The following is a 17,072-nucleotide window of genomic DNA, read 5'->3' as shown; positions in this document are numbered from 1 at the left end:
CGAGGAGCGAACAAAAACGACGCGGCCGAGGTGCTCTACCCCGGCCGCGTCTGTCTCTCCGGGACGCTTGACGACCTCGAGCGCCGCTCGCCCTGCGATTGCCTCAGGTCGCCGAGCCGTATTTGGCTGCGAATGCATCGTCGGTCATCGTGATGAGGACGATGAAATCGATGAAGGCAACGACCGTGGGAATGAAGGTCCAGAAGAAGAGCAGGTAGACCACGCCGAGCCCGGTCTGGCCCAGGTAGAACCTGTGGGCGCCGAACCCTCCCAGGAAGATGGCGAGGAGCGCAGCGGCCAACCGGCTCTTTCCGTTCGGCGCGACGGCTCCGAGCCCGCCGGGCGCACCGAACTGGCGAACGCCGCACTTGGGGCAGATCTCGGCGGCCTTGCGGATCACGGCCGCACACTCGGTGCAGAACTTCTCGTTCTCGCTCTTCATCGCGAAGCTCGACATTCGTTGCTCCTGCCCTCGGGCATCCGGCCGTTGCCGAGCCCCGGGCGACGCCATCCTACGCAGCCACCTCGCGAAGCGTCGAGCAGAGAACAAAATTCTGCCGGAACCATTCGCCGGCCGCGGCTGGCGGATCGGGGGCCTTGGCGGCGCGTCCGGAGCCCCGTCTCTTGCGTGCGGCGCTTCTCGCCTATGCGGCCTTCATGGCCCGGCTCGCGCGGCGCTCCCGGCGCTCCATGCTCCACTTGAGCGCCGGCGGGGTGATCAGGGTGGTCACCATCACCACGACGACGATCGCGGAGAAGATCGCCGGATCGACGACCCGATGGCCGCCGATGGTGAGGCCCAGGCCGATGTTGGCGAAGATGAGGCCCACCTCGCCGCGGGGAATCATCCCGATCCCCACCGAGAGCGCGTCCATCCCCTTGCCCATCACGCCCGCCGCGGCGACGAGCTTGCCCACGACACCAGCGACGATGAGCGCGACCGCGAGGAAGAGCACGCCCGGCATCGCGAACGAGCGCAGGTCGGTGCGCATCCCCATCACCACGAAGAAGATCGGCACCAGCAGGCCCGCGATGGGCGAGACCAGCCTGCCGAGGGTCGGCTCGCCGCGGGCGACGAAGGGCTCGAACTGCACCTCCTCGAGGACGAGGCCCGCGGCGAAGGCGCCGACGATGGGCGCCAGCCCGATGAAATGCGCCGCCCAGGAGAAGACGAAGCAGATCGAGAGCCCCACGAGGAGGAGCGCGCCGTGGCTCCGAAGGCGCGAGGCCAGCCGGAAGACGCCCGGGGAGAGGCGGGTGCCGAGGAGGAGCGCGCCGCCGAGGAAGCCGACCGCCTTGACCAGGATCCAGCCCATGTCGAGCCAGGAGATCGAGCCGCCCTGATCGGCCGCGGCGATGAGGCCGACCACGCCCGCGAGGAGGATCAGGCCGAGGACGTCGTCGATCACCGCGGCGCCGAGGATCACCCTCGCCTCTCCGGTCTGGGAGCGGCCGAGGTCCTGGAGCACGCGGGCTGTGATGCCCACGCTGGTCGCGCTCAGGGTCGCGCCCAGGAAGAGGTGGGCGTAGAGGCCCTCGTCGGGGAGGAGCCAGGCGCCCACGCCCCAGCCCAGGAGGAGCGGCGCGACCACGCCGAGGATGGCCACCACGAAGGAGGAGACGCCGACCTTCGCCATCTCGGCCACCGACGACTCCAGACCGACCTCGAAGAGGAGGAGGAGGACGCCGAGGTTGGCGAGGAGGTCGATGTGGGGATCGGTGGCGATCCCCGCGAAGAGATCCAGCCCGACCAGGCCCAGGTTGCCGATGACGACGCCCGCCAGGAGCTCGCCGAGCACGGCGGGCTGCCCGAGGCGGGTGGCGACGTGGCCCCCGAGCATTGCCGCGACGAGGATGGCGGCGACCGCGATCGCCACGCCCGCGGTGGGATCCGTGTGGGCGCCATTGGCGGAGGCCAACATCGGGGCGGCGACGACGAGGGCGGGCAGGAGGGCGAGCGAGCGCTTGCGCGGGAGTACGATGGACATCGAGATGGCTTTCGTTTCAGCGCTGCCCCGAGGTCCCCGGGGAAAGCGAAGGAAGGCGCTCGAGACGCCAACCCCCTTATTTCCTCCCGGGAGCCCCTCTCGCAACCTCATCTGCGCTTCGGCCCGTCCAGCTGCGCATCGAGCCGTAGATCCCCAGGGCGTCCGCCACCCGATCGAAGATGCCCCTGGGCAGCGCCGCGTGGAGGAGCGGCGTCAGCTTCACGAGGGCCGGCTCGAGGACGTAGAGGCGGTTCTCCTCCACCGCGTCGACGATGTTCTCGGCCAGGCGATCCGCGTGGAGCATCGGCATCAGCCGAGGCGCGTGGACCCCCTCGAACATCCCGGTGTCCACGTAGCCGGGACACGCGATGGTGAGGTGGATGCGATCATGGCCCTGCTCGAGCCACTCGGCCCTCAGCGCCTCGGAGAGCCCGATCACGAACCACTTGGTGGCGCAGTAGAGCGCCTGTCCCGGGACGCCCAACAGGCCCGCGGCGCTCGCCATCTGCACCAGGTGACCCCCGCGGCTCTGGATCAGATCGGGGAGGAAGGCCTTGGTCATCCAGTGCACGGACGCGACGTTGACGTCGAGCATGGCCTGGTCGCGGGCCGCGGCGATCGATTCGTAGCTTCCGCCGGTGACGACCCCGGCGTTGTTCACGAGGATGTCGATCGGCCCTACCCGCACCAGCACGTCGCGCCGCAGGTCCTCGATGGCCTCGCGCCTGGCCAGGTTGCACGGGAACGCGTGGACCGAATGGCCCGCGTGGCGAAGCTCGGCCTCCGCGGTCCGCAGCCGCTCCTCGTCGAGATCCACGAGGACGACCTCGGCCCCGCGGGCGGCGAAGCGCTGGGCCATGCCGAGGCCCATGCCCCGCGCCGCCCCGGTGATGAGAGCTCGCTTTCCCGCGATCGCGGTCATTCCCTACCCCCAACGCGCCAGGCCCCGAAAGTTTGGGGCGGCTGGGCGTGGGGGCAAGGGCCTGGCGGGCGAAGGGCTCTACTTCGCCTCGTAGAAGACCAGCCAGGTCGCCAGTCGAAGCTCGGGCATGTAGTCGCCCCTGGGGTCGAGAACGGGAACGTAGTCGGCGTTCTTGAAGAGCCCGCGGTACGAGATCGTGTTCTCGCCCGAGACGAGATCCGCGGTGACGTCGGCCGTCCACGGCTTCACGTCGAGGCCCGGGCACCAGCCGCCGCGGCCGTACGGCCAGGTGCCGAACTGGTTGGGGACGACTCCGTCCGAGACCTGGTCGTGGCAGCCCAACGCGGAGCCGGCGATCTTGTGCTCCTTCATGTGACGACCGGTGTTCACCGTGAACTCGTGCTGGTGGTTGCAGAACTCCGCGCAGTTCTCCTTCACGGCGCCGAAGCCGTGGCCGGTGATCACGGTGTAGAGCTCGACATGGGCGGCGCTCCGATCGTCCACGGTGAACGTGATCGGCGCGTGGCGGCCGTCGTTGAAGTCGGAGCCGAAGGGCTCGGCGGCCCGGGGCGCGCCCCACAGCGGCACGGCGCGGGTGGGCCTCATGGGCTTGCCCGCGTTCCAGAGGAGGATCCGCGCGTCCATGTCGTAGCCGTTCGCGCCTGCGTACGCGATCTTCTTGGTCCCGCCTTCGGCGAGGAGCGGGAGGAGGCCCGAGACGTCGGTGAGCCACTCGCCCTCGCGGCCATAGGAGGTCACGTAGCGGGCGAGCTCCACGGTGCAGGTGTCGGGATCGTCGTTCTCACAGAGGAAGAGGTGGGCGAGGTAGTCCCACTCGTTGCAGCCGGCGTCCTTGCCCTGCTGGTGGCCGGGGCACGCGGTGTACATCCAGATCGCCATCGAGTCGTAGCCGGCCATTTCCTCGGCCGAGGGGAGCTGCACGCTCTTCACCGAGTAATAGCCGTCGCCCCAGCCGCCTTCGTGGCGCTGGTTGGCGAAGATCGGCACCTGCCTGGCCTGGAGCGCGTCGCGCTGATCCTCGACCCGGCGCTCATAGTTGAAGCCCTCGGCCTCCTTGCCCAGGAACTGGACGGCGATCGCGCCAGTGCCCGGGTTCTGGAGGAGGCCCACCTCGCGCCAGCGCTGACGGCTGTCGACCGCGATCGCGAACGCACGCTGCTCCGTCATCGCGGCGCCGAGGCTTCCATCGACGTTCGACGCGCGCGTCTTGATGTAGTGGAGCCGGCCCACCCACTGCTGCGCCTGCTCCTCGGTGAGCGCCGCGAGCACCGCGTCCATCTTCGCCTTCTTCGCGGCGACGTCGCTCTCGGCCGAAGCGTCGTAGGAGGCGAAGAAATAGTGCACGTTGGGCGGCGAGGAGACGAGGAGCTTCCTAACGTCCGCGTCGCTCGGGTTCCAGAGGCCTTTGCTGTAGGTGTTCGCCGCCTGGAGGAAGAGGAAGACGAGGTTGTCTTCGCCGGTCCAGTTCGCCCGCAGGTTCCAGGGGCCGTCGAGGGTCTCGACGGTGAAGTCCGCGGCGATCTCCTTCACCCCGGAGCCGTAGGGCCCCTCGGAGAACGGATCCTTCGGCTCGGGCTTGCAGGTCCCGTCGACGCAGGTCTCCCCTTCGGCGCAGGCCGGGTGGCAGTCGCCGTCGGGCACGCAGACGCCCTCGACGCAGCTCTCTCCCGCGGCGCAGGCGGGCTCGCATTCGCCGGGATGCACGTGGATGCACAGCCCACCGTCGCAGACCTCGTCTACGGCACAGGCGGGCACGCACTCGGAGGCGGGCTTGCACTGACCCGCATCACAGATCTCCCCCTCGGCACAGGCCGGATCGCAGTGGGAGTCCACCGGGACGCACTCGCCGCGGTCGCAGACTTCGCCAGCGCTGCAGGCGGGATCGCAGCCGGACTTCTCCTCGGACTTGCTGCAGGCAGCCGCAGCCAGGAGGAGGATCGAACAGAGGGCGGGACGCAAGACGGGAAACCGGCCAGACATCGTTGCTCCTTCGGGTCTCGAAAGCCGAAGGACTGTATCAGATGCGCGGGACTGCCCATCCCCGCGGCCATCGAATCGGCCGCGAGCCCGTTGCCCATGCGCCAATGACCGCTAGCAGGTCGAGGCGAACCGCTCGACGAGGAGGTCGCGGAACGCCCGGACCTTCGCCGGCAGCAGGCGGCCTCCGGGATGCACCACGTGGAGGCCCGCGGTCCCCGCCGTGTAGCCGGGAAGGACACGCTCGAGCCGCCCGGCCTTCAGATCGGCGTTCGCGACCATGTCGGGCAAGGTCCCGATGCCGCCGCCGGCCAAGGTGGCCCTGTGGACGAAGCTGAAGTCCGTGGCTCCAATGGGAGCGGCCACTTCGATCTTCCGCTGGCCCTTGGGCCCCACGAGCTCGAGCGTCGCCCGGCCGTGTACGGCAGCGCGCGCGACGAAGCGGTGCTCCGCCAGCTCCTCCACGGTGGCCGGCCTCCCGTGGGCGTCGAGGTAGGCCGGCGTCGCCACCAGCTCGAGAGACACCGTCGCGATCTTCCGAGCGACCAGGGACGAGTCCGGCAAGGCGGGAGACGCGCGTATCGCCAGGTCGATGCCCTCGGCGATCAGGTCGACGGTCCGCTCCGTGAGGATGAGCTCCACCGTCGTCTCCGGATAACTCCGAGTGAAATCGGCCACCACCTCGCCGAGGCTCGCGAGGGCGACGTCCACGGGCGCCGTTACGCGAAGGTGTCCGCGGGGCGTCTCTTCGCTCTCGCGGAGTGCGGCGTTCGCCTCCTCGAGCGTGTCGAACGCCCGGCGGATGCGCTCCTGGTAGGCGAGGCCTTCCTCGGTGAGTGAGAAGCGCCGGGTGGTGCGGTGGACGAGCCGGACGCCCAGCTCCTCCTCCAGCCTCGCGAGGCGGCGGCTGATCGTCGATTTCGGCAGGCCCAGGCTGCGCGCGGCGCCGGAGAGGCTGCCCGCCGAGGCGACGGCGAGGAAGGTGGACAGCTCCAGGAGATCCGGGCCCTCGTATTGTTCCATTCTATGCACCATAGCTTCCAGCCCTAGCCGTCTTGTGCACTTTCGCGCAACCCCTATTCTCCGTCCTGCGTGGTTCCCGAGGGCCGAGAAGGACGCCGCCGGAGCCACCTACCCATCGAGCGCCCAGCGCGACGGAGATCCGCACCCATGACCAAGTTTGTTTCCAGCATCGCCGCTGCCATTGCAATTGGAGCCCCAGCCATGTCCACCGCCGCCAGCTACCAGATCGACCCCACCCACTCGACGGCCCAGTTCAAGGTGCGCCACATGATGGTCAGCCACGTTCGCGGCGAGTTCACCGCGCTCTCGGGCACCATTCAGTTCGACAAGAACGCCCCTGAGAAGATCGCGATCGACGCCACGGTCGACGCGACCACCATCAACACCCGCGACGCCAAGCGCGACGGCCACCTGAAGAGCGCGGACTTCTTCGACGTCGAGAAGTTCCCCTCGCTCACGTTCAAGTCGAAGAGCGCCAAGGCCGCCGGCCCGAACAAGCTGGAGGTCCTAGGCGACCTCACCATGCACGGCGTCACCAAGACCGTGACCCTGGTCGTGGAGGGCCTCGAGAACGAGGTCAAGGATCCCTGGGGCGGCGTCCGCATGGGCGCGACCGGGACCACCAAGGTCAACCGCAAGGACTTCGGCCTCAACTGGAACGCGGCCCTCGAGGCCGGCGGCGTCATGGTCGGCGACGACGTTACGATCACGATCGACGTCGAGCTCGTGAAGCAGGCCGAGTCCAGCGCGGCGAAGTAAGCCGGTCGAGCCAAGGATGAAGAAGCCCGGCGAGTCATTGGCGCCGGGCTTCTTTGCGTCCGACGCCTTCACGACCGCGCCGGCCCTTTCCGCGCAGGCCAGCGCTCCGGCGTCCGCCTGCCGGCCTGCTTTAGAGCGAACACCCCGGGATGGAACCTCCCCGCTTCGGTTCGTGTCGGGATATCAAGGAGCCGAAATGGAGACCGAGACCAAGAGCGGAGCGCCCGCCTCCCCCGTACGACGGAAGCCGCGCTGGAAGCGCCTGGCAGGCGAAGTGGCCTTCGCCCTGCTCGTCTTCGCCGCGATCACGGCTTGGCAGGGGCGGAACCTCGTCGCCTCCGGCGGGCCCGCCCCCGACTTCGTGCTCCGGGATCTCCAGGGGAACCCGCATCGGCTGGCCGATCTCGCGGGCCGCAAGGTCCTCCTCTATTTCTGGGCGCCGTGGTGCGGCGTCTGCAAAGCCGCCGCACCGAACGTCGCGTCGATCGCCAAGAGCGGCGGTGCGGATGTGCTCTCCGTGGCCCTCGACTACCGCAGCCGCGACGAGGTCGAGCGGGTCGCGGCCGAGCATGGCATCCCCGGCCCCGTGCTCCTGGGCGACGAGAGGATCGCGCGCGACTTCGCGGTGAACGTCTATCCGACCTTCTACGTGATCGGCGAAGACGGGACGATCCGCCGCTCCATGATCGGCTACGCCACCTGGCTCGGTCTCAAGCTGCGCCTGCTGCTCTAGTGCATGATCTCCTGCTCCTCCGAGGTGGAGGTGTAGGGGGCGGCCTCTTCCCGCTTCTCCCGCTTCGCCTTCGGGGGCTGGTAGGTGCCCACCTCCTGGCGGAAGGCGATCGAGAGGCGGTTCCAGGCGTTGATCATCGCGATGGCGAGGGTGAGGTCCGTGAGCTCCTGCTCCGAGAGCTCGGAGCGGGCGCGCTCGTAGACGTCGTCGGGGACGCCCGTCGAGCCGACCTCGGTGACCGCCTCGGTCCAGGCGAGAGCAGCCTGCTCCCGTTTCGAATAGAAGGGCGCTTCCCTCCAGGCCTGGAGCTCGTAGAGGCGCTGCTCCGTCTCGCCTTCGGCCCGAAGGTCCTTCGAGTGCATGTCGATGCAATAGGCGCAGCCGTTGATCTGCGAGGCGCGGAGCTTCACCAGGTCCAGGAGCTTCTTCTCGAGCCCCGACTTGTTGAGGTACCGCTCCACCGCGAGCAAGTCCCTGAGGGGCTCCCGCGCCGTCTTGACCATGTCGATCCGCTGCGCCATCTCGACCCCCGAGTGTCGTTTCCCCTGGCACGTTGGGCGCCGCGCGAGCCACCAGCAAGCGGCGACCAGGCTTCCATCGGCCCGGCCGCCGCCCCTGCGCTCGTCCGCTCGATGACCGACCGGTTGTGGACAGATCTCCGCGACCTCCCAATCGTTCACGGGACGCACCATGAACCGAGAGGAGGAGCAGCGATGAACGTCGAAGAGGTCATGACCCGCAACGTTCAGGTCATCGAGCCGGACGCGACCCTTCAGGAGGCCGCCCGGATGATGAAGAACATGGACATCGGCGGTCTCCCCGTGTGCGACGGAGAGAAGCTGGTGGGCTTCATCACCGACCGGGACATCTGCGTGGGCGCCATCGCCGAAGGCGAGGATCCGGCCACCTGCAAGGTCTCCGACTTCATGTCGCCGAACATCTACACCTGCTTCGCGGACGAAGACGTGACGGTCGCCGGGAGGCACATGCAGGAACGCCAGATCCGCAGGATGATGATCCTCGACCGGAGCAAGAAGCTGGTCGGCATCCTCTCGCTCGGCGACCTGGCGATGGAGAGTCGCATCGGGGAGGGGTACACCGGCGGTGTGCTGGGGGCGGTCTCGGAGCATACCCAGCCGATGCCCTGAAGTCGGCCTCCTACCCCGCCGCGAGCATGCGGCCGAAAGCGAGCGCGGCGGGTGACGGGTTCCGGCCCGCCAGGAAGAGCTGCGTCAGCGGGCGGCGGATCGAGAGGCCCGCGAGGCGCAGCTCGCACAGGCGGCCGAGGGCGAGCTGATCCGCTGCGGCCGCCCGGGACACGAAGGAGACGCCGAGTCCCGACGCGACCACCTGCTTGATCGCCTCGGTGCTGTCGACCTCGACCGTGTCGCGCAGGACGATCCCCCGGGAGCCGAGCGCAGCGAGGATCACGTCGCGGGTCCCCGAGCCCGGCTCGCGTACGATCACGAGCGTACGCTCCAGCACCGAGGGATCGAGAGCGCGCCGGCGCCCCGCCAGCGGGTGCTCGGGGAAGCGACCAGCACGAGCTCGTCGGTGCGCCACGGCTCCTGCCGAAGGCGGGGATCATCGATCGGCCCCTCCACCAGCGCCGAGTCGAGCTCGCGGTCGAGGAGGAGCCGGGCGACCGTCTCCGTGTTCGCGCTCTTCAGAGAGAGTGAAACGCCGGGAAACTCCTGGTGGAATCGGCCGAGCAGTGGCGGCAGGTGCCACGTGGCGACGGTCGTGCTCGCGCCGATGCGCAGGGATCCCGCCTCGAGGCCCTCGAGCCCGGCGAGCTCCGCCTCGGCCTCCCGCTCGGAGGCGAAGATCGAGCGGGCGTGGACGAGGAGCTTGCGGCCGGCCTCGGTGGGCTCCACGCGGCCCGGAACGCGCTCGAGGAGCGCCACGCCGAGCTGGGCCTCCAGCTCCTTCACGCCCTTCGAGACGGCGGGCTGACCGATCCGCAGCTCGTCCGCGGCCCGCGAGAAGCTGCGGTGCTCGGCCACGCGGGCGAAGAGCCGGAGGAGGTGGAGGTTCATCGTCCGGTCACCACGAAGCGACGAGTCATCCGCCCGCTCGGTTCGGCGCCACCGACGGTTCCCAGGGTCGCGGTGTCATTCCAATTGGTCATGGTCCGATGAGGATTATGCCTTGGACGCATCTGCGCCACATCCCTAGCTTCCGTCCAGTCTTCGTCGAACGGGCGAAGGCAACGCCGGATCGCGTTTCGTCCGGCCGGAGGCACACTTGTCCATCTCCACCGCGGCGCGCGCCCCGATGAGCTCGCGCCTCGCACGGCTGCTTCCGGGGGTCGCGCTCTGCACCGCGATCTCCCTCGTGTCCTTCGCCCTTCAGAAGGTGGAGACCGCCTACCTCGGCCACCCGCTGGTAGAGGGCCTCGTGGCCGCAATCCTCATCGGCATGTGCGTCCGGACCTTCGTCCGCCTCCCCGCGCGCTTCGACGCGGGCATCGACTTCACCGCCAAGCAGATCCTCGAGGTCGCCATCGTCATCCTCGGCGCCTCCGTCGATCTGCCCGTGCTCTTCGCCGCCGGCCCAGCCCTGGCCGTCGGCATCGTGGCCGTGGTGGGCCTCGGCATCGCCTCCGGCACGCTGATCGGCCGCGCCCTTGGCCTCCACCCCAAGCACGCCCTCCTCGTCGCCTGCGGAAACTCGATCTGCGGCAACTCCGCCATCGCCGCCGTCGCGCCCGTGATCGGCGCCCGAAAGGATCACGTCGCCTCCGCCATCGCCTTCACGGCCATCCTCGGCGTCGCGGTGGTGGTGGGCCTGCCCCTCCTCGCCCCGGTGCTCGGCTTCGACCACTACGAGTACGGCGTCCTCGCGGGCATGACCGTCTACGCCGTGCCCCAGGTCCTCGCCGCGGCGTTCCCGGTGAGCCCCTTGAGCGGCGAGGTCGGCACGCTGGTCAAGCTCGTGCGGGTCCTCCTCCTCGGCCCCCTCGTCCTCGCGTTCTCCCTGATCTTTCGGGACCGGAGCGCCGGGACGAAGGGCCGGATCCAGCTCGGCAAGCTGGTCCCCTGGTTCATCGTGGGCTTCCTCGCCCTCGCCGCGCTCCGCTCCGCCGGCGTGATCCCCGCGTCGATGGCCGCGCCCATGCGCGAGCTCTCCGGCCTCCTCACGCTGGGCGCCATGGCAGGCCTCGGACTCGGCGTCGACCTGCGGGCCCTGCGCTCCGTCGGAAAGCCGCTGCTCCTCACCGTCGGCGGTTCCCTGGCGGTCCTCGTCACCGCGAGCGCGCTGCTGATCAAGGTCCTGGCGCTGCACGGCTGAACCCGCCTTGATATATCTCGGCGCATGACCGACCTCGAGATCGCCCAGAGCGCCACCCTCCGCCCCATCGCCGACGTCGCCGCCGAACTCGGCCTCGGAGCCGACGACCTCTTCTCCTATGGCCCCCACATGGCCAAGGTCCTGCGGGCGCCGGCTGCCCCGCGCGGCAAGCTGATCCTCGTGACCGCGATCACGCCGACGCCCGCGGGCGAGGGGAAGACCACGCTCTCCGTCGGCCTCACCCAAGCCCTCGGCCACCTGGGCAAGCGCGCCGCCGTGGCGGTCCGCGAGCCGTCGCTCGGCCCCGTCTTCGGCATCAAGGGCGGCGCCACCGGCGGAGGCCGCTCCCAGGTCCTGCCGATGGAGGAGCTCAACCTCCACTTCACCGGAGACTTCCACGCGATCACCGCGGCCAACAACCTCCTGGCCGCGCTCGTCGACAACCACCTCCATCAGGGCAACGCCCTCGGCCTCGACCCGCGGCGGATCGAGATCAAGCGCGCCCTCGACGTGAACGATCGCGCCCTGCGGAAGGTCGTCCTCGGCCTCGGCGGCACCGCCGACGGCGTGGCCCGCGAAGGCGGCTTCGAGCTCACCGTCGCCACCGAGGTCATGGCGATCATGGCCCTCGCCGAGGACCTCGCCGATCTCCAGGCCCGCCTCGGCCGGATCCTCGTGGGCTACACCTACGACGGCAAGGCCGTCACCGCCGCCGATCTCAAGGCCGACGGCTCCATGGCCGTGCTCCTCAAGCACGCCCTCCACCCGAACCTCGTGCAGACCCTCGAGGGCCAGCCGGCCTTCGTGCACATGGGCCCCTTCGGCAACATCGCCCACGGCACCAACTCGATCCGCGCCACTCGCCTCGCCCTCGGCCTCGCCGACTACGTGGTCACCGAGGCCGGCTTCGCCACCGACCTGGGCATGGAGAAGTACTTCGACCTGGTCTGCCGCCAGGCCGGCTTCCAGCCCGCTGCCGTCGTCGTCCTCGCCTCCATCCGGGCGCTCCGCCACCACGGCGGCGCCGCCTCCTACGCCACGCCCAACCCCGAGGCGGTGAAGGCCGGCCTCGCCAACCTCGAGAAGCACGTCGAGAACGCGCGGCTCTTCGGCTACGACCCCGTCATCGCCCTCAACCGCTTCACCGACGACTCGCCCGAAGAGCTCGAGATCCTGCGCAACTTCGCGCGGACGACGGAAGTGCCCTTCGCCGTAGCCGACATCTGGGCCAAGGGCGGCGCGGGCGGCGTCGAGCTCGCCGAGGCCGTGATCAAGGCCGCCGACAAACAGCCGGCCGCGCTCCAGCCGCTCTACCCCGTCGAGTCCACCATCCACGAGAAGCTCGAGCGCATCGCCACGTCGGTCTACGGCGCCGACGGCGTCGAGTACACCAAGGCCGCCCTCACCGCGATCCAGCGTGCCGAGGCCGAAGGCATGGGCCGCACGCCCGTCATCGTCGCCAAGGCCGCCGCCAGCCTCTCCGACGACCCCAAGCTCCGCGGCCGCCCCCGCGGCTTCAAGGTCACCGTCACCGACCTCAAGCAGCGCCGCGGCGCCGGCTTCGTGGTGGCCTACCTCGGCAGCATCAACACCCTGCCCGGCCTCCCCAAGGATCCCGCCGCCAGCCGCATCCACCTCGACGCCGAGGGCAACACCCGCGGCCTCTTCTAATCGAAGGCCGCGCACCGAGAGTGCACGATAGTATCACTCCTACGCAGGCGAAAGCTCCCGGCGGACGGGAGCTTTTCTCCTCCGACGCGAGCTGCATCAGATCACGCCGATTCCCTGGAGGAAGACGGCCACGATCCCGACCGGCGCGAGGTAGCGAAGCAGAAGCAGCCACACGCGGTAGATGCGCGCCTGCTTGCCAAACCGAGTGCCCGCGGCGAACGCCGGCTGGCGCAGCTCCTCGCTCAGGCGCCATGCCACGAACGTCGAGAGCCCGAGGCCACTCACCGGCAGCATCCAGTTCGTCGCGGCGTGGTCGAACCAGTCGAACCAGTTTCGGCCGGTAGCGGCGGCGAGGCCCGCGCCGAAGAATCCCTCACCACCCGAGAGCGCCGAGGGAATTCCGAGGGCGAGGATGAGCGCGCAGGCGCCCAGCGTAGCCGTGCGCCGCGAGAGCCCCCACTCGTCGATGGCGTACGAGGTGGGCACCTCCAGCAGCGAGATCGCGCTGGTCAGCGCCGCGAAGAAGAGGAGCACGAAAAAGACCGTCGCCCAGAGGCCGCCGAAGGGCATCTGGGCGAAGGCCACGGGCAGGATCTTGAAGACGAGCCCCGGCCCCGCCGCCGGCTCCATCCCGAAGCTGAACGTGAGCGGGAAGATCACCAAGCAGGCCCCGAGGGCCACCAGCGTGTCCAGCACGCCGATCGAGATCGCCGCGCCGGGGATGCTCTCTCCGTCAGAGAGATAGCTCCCGTAGGTGAGCATCGCCCCCATGCCGACGCTCAACGTGAAGAACGCGTGCCCGAGCGCCTCGAGGACACCTGCGGCAGTGAGCTTGCTGGGATCGGGCGCGAAGACGAAGCGAGCGCCCTCCACGAAGCCCGGGAGCATCGCCGACTGCACGAGCAGCGCGAGCAGCATGACGAAGAGCGCCGGCATCAAGAAGCGTGACGCACGCTCCACCCCGCCCTGCACGCCTCCGATCACGATCGCCGCGGTGATCGCCATGAAGACGGCGTGCCAGAGCAGGTTGCGCTCGGCGCTCGCGTAGAGCCCGTCGAAGAGGCCAGGGAGCCCTTCCACCCCCGCGCCGCCGATCCCGCCGGTGGCCGCGGCCACCACGTAGTCCAGGCACCAGCCCGCCACCACGCTGTAGTAGGAGAGGATCAGCGTCGGAATCAGGACGCTCAGTCCCCCGAGCGCGACCCACGGGCTTCTCGGCCGCGACAGCCCCCGGAACGTGCCCACCGCGGAGCGCTGGCCCGCCCTGCCAACGAGCACCTCGGCCGCCAGGATCGGAATCCCCACCAGCCCGACACAGAGCAGGTACACGAGCACGAAGAGCCCGCCGCCGTTCGTGCCCGTGATGTACGGGAACTTCCAGATGTTCCCCAGGCCCACCGCAGAGCCCGCCGCCGCCAGCACGAAGCCGAGCTTCGAGCTCCACTGGCCGCGCGCCGCGCCCGGGCTCCCTTCGATTGTCGTCGACCGCACGATCGAAAGGCTCTCATCCACGGGCACGGGAGTCCAGAGCCCGACCTCCCGTCGGTCGCCCGCTCGCTACTCCACCGGAGAGCGACTATCGAGACTATCGGCGCCGATCAAAGGCAATCGTCCCACGACGCCCAGCGAAGGGAGAGGAATGACGGCTCTACGCGCGACGTGTATGCCCCGTTTCCACAGCGAAACTCGGCTTCGTGGTCCTCATCGTCGTCGATAGGAAAAGCCACCACTTTTCCTGCTCGTGCGAGATCGTTGAGCCAGGTCTCGAGGCCCAAATAGAGCGGGTCGAAGAATGGATCCAAGACCTTGGCCCACCCAAATACCTCCCCCTCGTCCATCAGCGCGGAGATCTCGCGCGGCTCTCCACCGTCGAGCGAAACGAGCACAGGGATGGGAGTCGGCGCTTCAAAAGCAAAGATCTGCGTCCGATTGGTCGAGAGGTTGCCGAGCGCGAGCGCGATCGACGTGCACTCGCCGGAGTGGAAATCGAAGGTCCCTTCCCATCGGAATCCCAGGTTGCTGACCGCCGTGAAGGAGTATGGGCCGTCTGCCCCCTCGAACGCCGCGATGGCACCTTCCGCGCAATCGGTCGCCGAGGTGGACTCCAGCCCCTCTTCTTCGACCTGAACCTCGATCGGTCCGTAAAGGTCCAGGCCTCCCGAGAAGAAGCCGATCTTTGCGCGGGGGATCTCCGGCTCCTCCCCGGAAGCGGTCTCTGCGCTCACTCCGCTACCTCCGCATCCGACCAGCAACAGACACCCCAAGCTCGCTCCTGCAATGCTTCGGAAGCTCATCTCGACCCCCCTCGAGTGAATGGATCTCCGCCGCTGGCCCTTGTCAGCCCCGGAACCCTGCGCCCACCCTGGAAACGGGTCATCTGGGCCAGGCTCGAGCATATACGTTCCTACCCCTGGTTGAATTCACGGAGCGTCAGGCTTGAACTCTCTGTGTCGAAATCGTTGCACGAGCGACCAATTCTCCCCATTCGGCGAGGCCGCGTCGATTGTCCGTAGAGCTCTGGCGGGGGCGAGACGACGAACCGTGGCGACGCTCAAACGAACGTCGCCACGAATGCCGCTCCGCGGACTCCTGGCTTCGGAGTCCGCTAGAGCGGAGCGGAATCGCAGGGGCACTTCAGTGCGAAGGCGTGGAGCTCGCGTGGATCTCCTTGGCCACGATGTCGTTCCCGGCGATCTGGAAGCTCGTGCGAACGTCCATCCCGGGCTTCAGGTCGGTCATCGGAACCTCCTTCCCGTCGAGCGTGACCTGAGTCTGGTTGGCGACGGCCTCGACCTGGGCGTTCGGCAGGTTGGCGCGGGAGATGTAGACGTCCTCGCCCTTCACCTTGGTGATCTTCCCCCTCATCTCGTAGCTCGTGCTGGAGCCGAAGACCTGCTGCTTGGTGGAGCTGCCGGAGGAGTCCGAGCTGGAGTAGGACCCCGCCGCCATGGCCGCTGCGGGCATCACGAGCAGGGCGAAGAGGGAAACGAGCGTGCGCTTCATGCGGAAGCCTCCTGTTGGGTGCACGCCAAACGCTAGGGTCGCCCCTTCAGGGAGCCAACCCTGGCGGGTCGTGGCCTTGCCTCTCGACCTTCTCCGCCACCAAGGCCCGAGCCCCGGCTCTCTCTCCGGCCGGACCGGCAAGCGATCGCCAGCCGCCGCAGGTGATCGCCTCGGCCGTTCGGTGTAGACCGGCCCGATGCGCGATCCCCGCTGGCTCCGCGAAGGCGAGCCCCACGTCTGGCGCCCCTACTGCCAACACCGAACCGCTCCCCCGCCCCTGCCGATCGTGGGTGCGAGGGGAAGCCGCCTCCTCCTCGACGGCGGCTCGGAGCTCGTGGACGGCCTCGCCTCTTGGTGGACCGCTGCACACGGCTACGCACATCCCCACATCGCGGACCGCGTCCAGGAGCAGCTCCACAAGCTCCCCCACGTGGCCTTCGGCGGCCTCGCCCATGAGGCCGGCTACACCCTGGCCAAGCGTCTGTGCTCGATGCTCCCGGCCCCGCTCGGCCACGCCTTCCTGGTCGAGAGCGGCTCGGTCGCCGTGGAGGTCGCGCTGAAGATCGCGCTGCAGTCCTTCCACAACCGTGGCGAGACCCGGCGCCGCAAGGTGGTCTGCTTCGAGGGCGCCTACCACGGCGACACCTTCGCCACGATGGCCCTCTGCGACCCTGTCGACGGGATGCACCGCGCGTTCTCCGGCACCGGGATCGACGCCGTCCACCTCCCGCTGCCGGGCGAGGACGACGCCTTCGAGCGCGCCTTCGCGGCGATCGCGCCCGAGGTCGCCTGCGCGATCGTCGAGCCCCTGGCCCAGTGCGCCGGCGGGATCCGCCTCCACGACCCCGCGGTGCTGCGCCGCCTGCGGAGGGCCTGCGACGAGCACGGCGTCCTCCTCGTCTTCGACGAGATCGCCACCGGCTTCTACCGAACCGGCGCGCCCTTCGCGCTCCTCGAAGCGGACGTGGTCCCCGACCTCCTCACCGTGGGCAAGGCCCTCACTGGCGGCACGCTCCCCCTGGCCGCCACCATCGCCAGCGAGGCGCTCTTCGAGAGCTTCCTCTCCGACGACGCCGGCGCCGCCCTCCAGCACGGCCCGACCTACATGGCCAACGCGCTCTCCTGCGCCGCCGCCCACGCGAGCCTCGACCTCTTCGAAGCGTCCGACTACGGCGCGCGGGTGGCCGCCCTCGAGTCGAAGCTGCACGAGGGCTTCCGCGGCCTTGAGGATCGCCCTTTCGTCCGAGACGTTCGGGTCAAGGGCGCCATCGCGGCGGTGGAACTCGAGCCGGGCCGCGCCCCGACCTCGACCGCCTTCGCGGAGCACGGCGCCTTCGTCCGCCCCTTGCGGCTCCACGGTTCGGATGTCGTCTACCTGATGCCGCCGCTCACCATCGACGACGCGGATCTCGAGGTCCTCTTCCAGGCCGTGAGCCGCTGCCTGCCCCGCTGAACCACGCCCACGCTGAGCGATCGCGGAACGTTCCCGCATCGGGGGATGTGCGGTCGGCACCAGCGCACCTAGATCGGGGGAGGTTGCCCTCGATCGGAGTGCCCATGGTTGGCGAACGCCTGTCGATTGTCCTCGCTGTCGCCCTAGCGGGATGCGCGTCGTCCCCGGCACCGCTTCCGCAGGCCGCCCCCATGCCGCAACGCGAAGCCCCGCCGCAGGGCGGCCAGG

At 69.2% G+C, this 17,072-nt stretch carries 15 protein-coding genes and 1 pseudogene; 6 read left to right on the top strand and 10 right to left on the bottom strand.

The genetic code is table 11. From position 1 onward, the window contains the following. Window positions 1-103: 103 nt before the first annotated feature. The 5 genes from AKJ08_RS16090 to AKJ08_RS16070 all read right to left on the bottom strand — a co-directional run bounded on the left by AKJ08_RS16090 (window position 104) and on the right by AKJ08_RS16070 (window position 5,931). Window positions 104-457 (bottom strand): TM2 domain-containing protein, encoded by a 354-nt coding sequence (locus tag AKJ08_RS16090; RefSeq protein WP_082343280.1) that lies wholly within the window; start codon window positions 455-457, stop codon window positions 104-106. 187 nt (window positions 458-644) lie between these two features. Next, window positions 645-1,988 (bottom strand): cation:proton antiporter, encoded by a 1,344-nt coding sequence (locus AKJ08_RS16085; RefSeq protein WP_240475381.1) that lies wholly within the window; start codon window positions 1,986-1,988, stop codon window positions 645-647. A gap of 76 nt (window positions 1,989-2,064) precedes the next feature. Beyond that, window positions 2,065-2,910 (bottom strand): SDR family NAD(P)-dependent oxidoreductase, encoded by an 846-nt coding sequence (locus AKJ08_RS16080; RefSeq protein WP_050726997.1) that lies wholly within the window; start codon window positions 2,908-2,910, stop codon window positions 2,065-2,067. A 78-nt stretch (window positions 2,911-2,988) separates the two neighbouring features. After that, window positions 2,989-4,911: a peptide-N-glycosidase F-related protein gene (locus tag AKJ08_RS16075; RefSeq protein WP_082343278.1), complete on the bottom strand. Its 1,923-nt coding sequence runs from the start codon at window positions 4,909-4,911 to the stop codon at window positions 2,989-2,991. 111 nt (window positions 4,912-5,022) lie between these two features. Further along, window positions 5,023-5,931, bottom strand: a complete 909-nt coding sequence (locus AKJ08_RS16070; protein ID WP_050726995.1) for a LysR family transcriptional regulator — start codon at window positions 5,929-5,931, stop codon at window positions 5,023-5,025. Window positions 5,932-6,132: 201 nt separating this feature from the next. On the opposite strand from AKJ08_RS16070, the gene AKJ08_RS16065 reads away from it, so the two are divergent. Both AKJ08_RS16065 and AKJ08_RS16060 read left to right on the top strand, forming a co-directional pair. Then, window positions 6,133-6,690 carry a YceI family protein gene (locus AKJ08_RS16065; RefSeq protein WP_240475380.1) on the top strand — a complete coding sequence of 186 codons (558 nt, stop codon included), beginning with the start codon at window positions 6,133-6,135 and terminating at the stop codon, window positions 6,688-6,690. A gap of 196 nt (window positions 6,691-6,886) precedes the next feature. Further along, entirely contained in the window at window positions 6,887-7,423 is a 537-nt protein-coding gene (locus AKJ08_RS16060) for a TlpA family protein disulfide reductase (protein WP_050726993.1), read from the top strand. On the opposite strand, the gene AKJ08_RS16055 is transcribed toward AKJ08_RS16060, so the two are convergent. Further along, entirely contained in the window at window positions 7,420-8,103 is a 684-nt protein-coding gene (locus AKJ08_RS16055) for a carboxymuconolactone decarboxylase family protein (RefSeq protein WP_276202174.1), read from the bottom strand. The two genes, AKJ08_RS16060 and AKJ08_RS16055, sit on opposite strands and share 4 nt — an antisense overlap. Before the next feature lie 33 nt (window positions 8,104-8,136). Here AKJ08_RS16055 and AKJ08_RS16050 point away from each other — a divergent pair, with 33 nt between their 5' ends. Further along, on the top strand, window positions 8,137-8,571 hold the full coding sequence (locus tag AKJ08_RS16050; RefSeq protein ID WP_050726991.1) for a CBS domain-containing protein: 435 nt from the start codon (window positions 8,137-8,139) through the stop codon (window positions 8,569-8,571). Between the two features lie 10 nt (window positions 8,572-8,581). Here the strand turns inward: AKJ08_RS16050 and AKJ08_RS16045 are convergent. Next, window positions 8,582-9,462 (bottom strand): annotated as a pseudogene (locus AKJ08_RS16045) (LysR substrate-binding domain-containing protein). A 208-nt stretch (window positions 9,463-9,670) separates the two neighbouring features. Here AKJ08_RS16045 and AKJ08_RS16040 point away from each other — a divergent pair. Beyond that, window positions 9,671-10,717, top strand: coding sequence for a YeiH family protein (locus AKJ08_RS16040; RefSeq protein WP_205624744.1), 1,047 nt, complete (start codon window positions 9,671-9,673; stop codon window positions 10,715-10,717). 24 nt (window positions 10,718-10,741) lie between these two features. Then, a complete protein-coding gene (locus tag AKJ08_RS16035) occupies window positions 10,742-12,388 on the top strand; it encodes a formate--tetrahydrofolate ligase (protein ID WP_050726990.1) in 1,647 nt (548 codons plus the stop codon). Window positions 12,389-12,484: 96 nt separating this feature from the next. Here the strand turns inward: AKJ08_RS16035 and AKJ08_RS16030 are convergent, their stop codons facing one another. The 3 genes from AKJ08_RS16030 to AKJ08_RS16020 form a co-directional block, all read right to left on the bottom strand. Continuing rightward, window positions 12,485-13,900: a sodium-dependent transporter gene (locus tag AKJ08_RS16030; protein ID WP_240475379.1), complete on the bottom strand. Its 1,416-nt coding sequence runs from the start codon at window positions 13,898-13,900 to the stop codon at window positions 12,485-12,487. 86 nt (window positions 13,901-13,986) lie between these two features. Further along, the gene (locus AKJ08_RS16025; RefSeq protein ID WP_157370756.1) at window positions 13,987-14,784 is read right to left on the bottom strand and encodes a hypothetical protein; all 798 of its coding nucleotides are present in this window, start codon (window positions 14,782-14,784) and stop codon (window positions 13,987-13,989) included. 238 nt (window positions 14,785-15,022) lie between these two features. Beyond that, entirely contained in the window at window positions 15,023-15,391 is a 369-nt protein-coding gene (locus AKJ08_RS16020; protein ID WP_050726988.1) for a hypothetical protein, read from the bottom strand. Window positions 15,392-15,587: 196 nt separating this feature from the next. Between AKJ08_RS16020 and bioA the strand changes: the two genes are divergently transcribed. After that, window positions 15,588-16,844 carry an adenosylmethionine--8-amino-7-oxononanoate transaminase gene (gene bioA / locus AKJ08_RS16015; protein ID WP_050726987.1) on the top strand — a complete coding sequence of 419 codons (1,257 nt, stop codon included), beginning with the start codon at window positions 15,588-15,590 and terminating at the stop codon, window positions 16,842-16,844. Window positions 16,845-17,072: the final 228 nt, after the last annotated feature.

Origin of the sequence: Vulgatibacter incomptus (assembly GCF_001263175.1) — a bacterium.
GTDB lineage: Bacteria > Myxococcota > Myxococcia > Myxococcales > Vulgatibacteraceae > Vulgatibacter > Vulgatibacter incomptus.
This window is presented reverse-complemented; position numbering and strand designations above follow the sequence as displayed.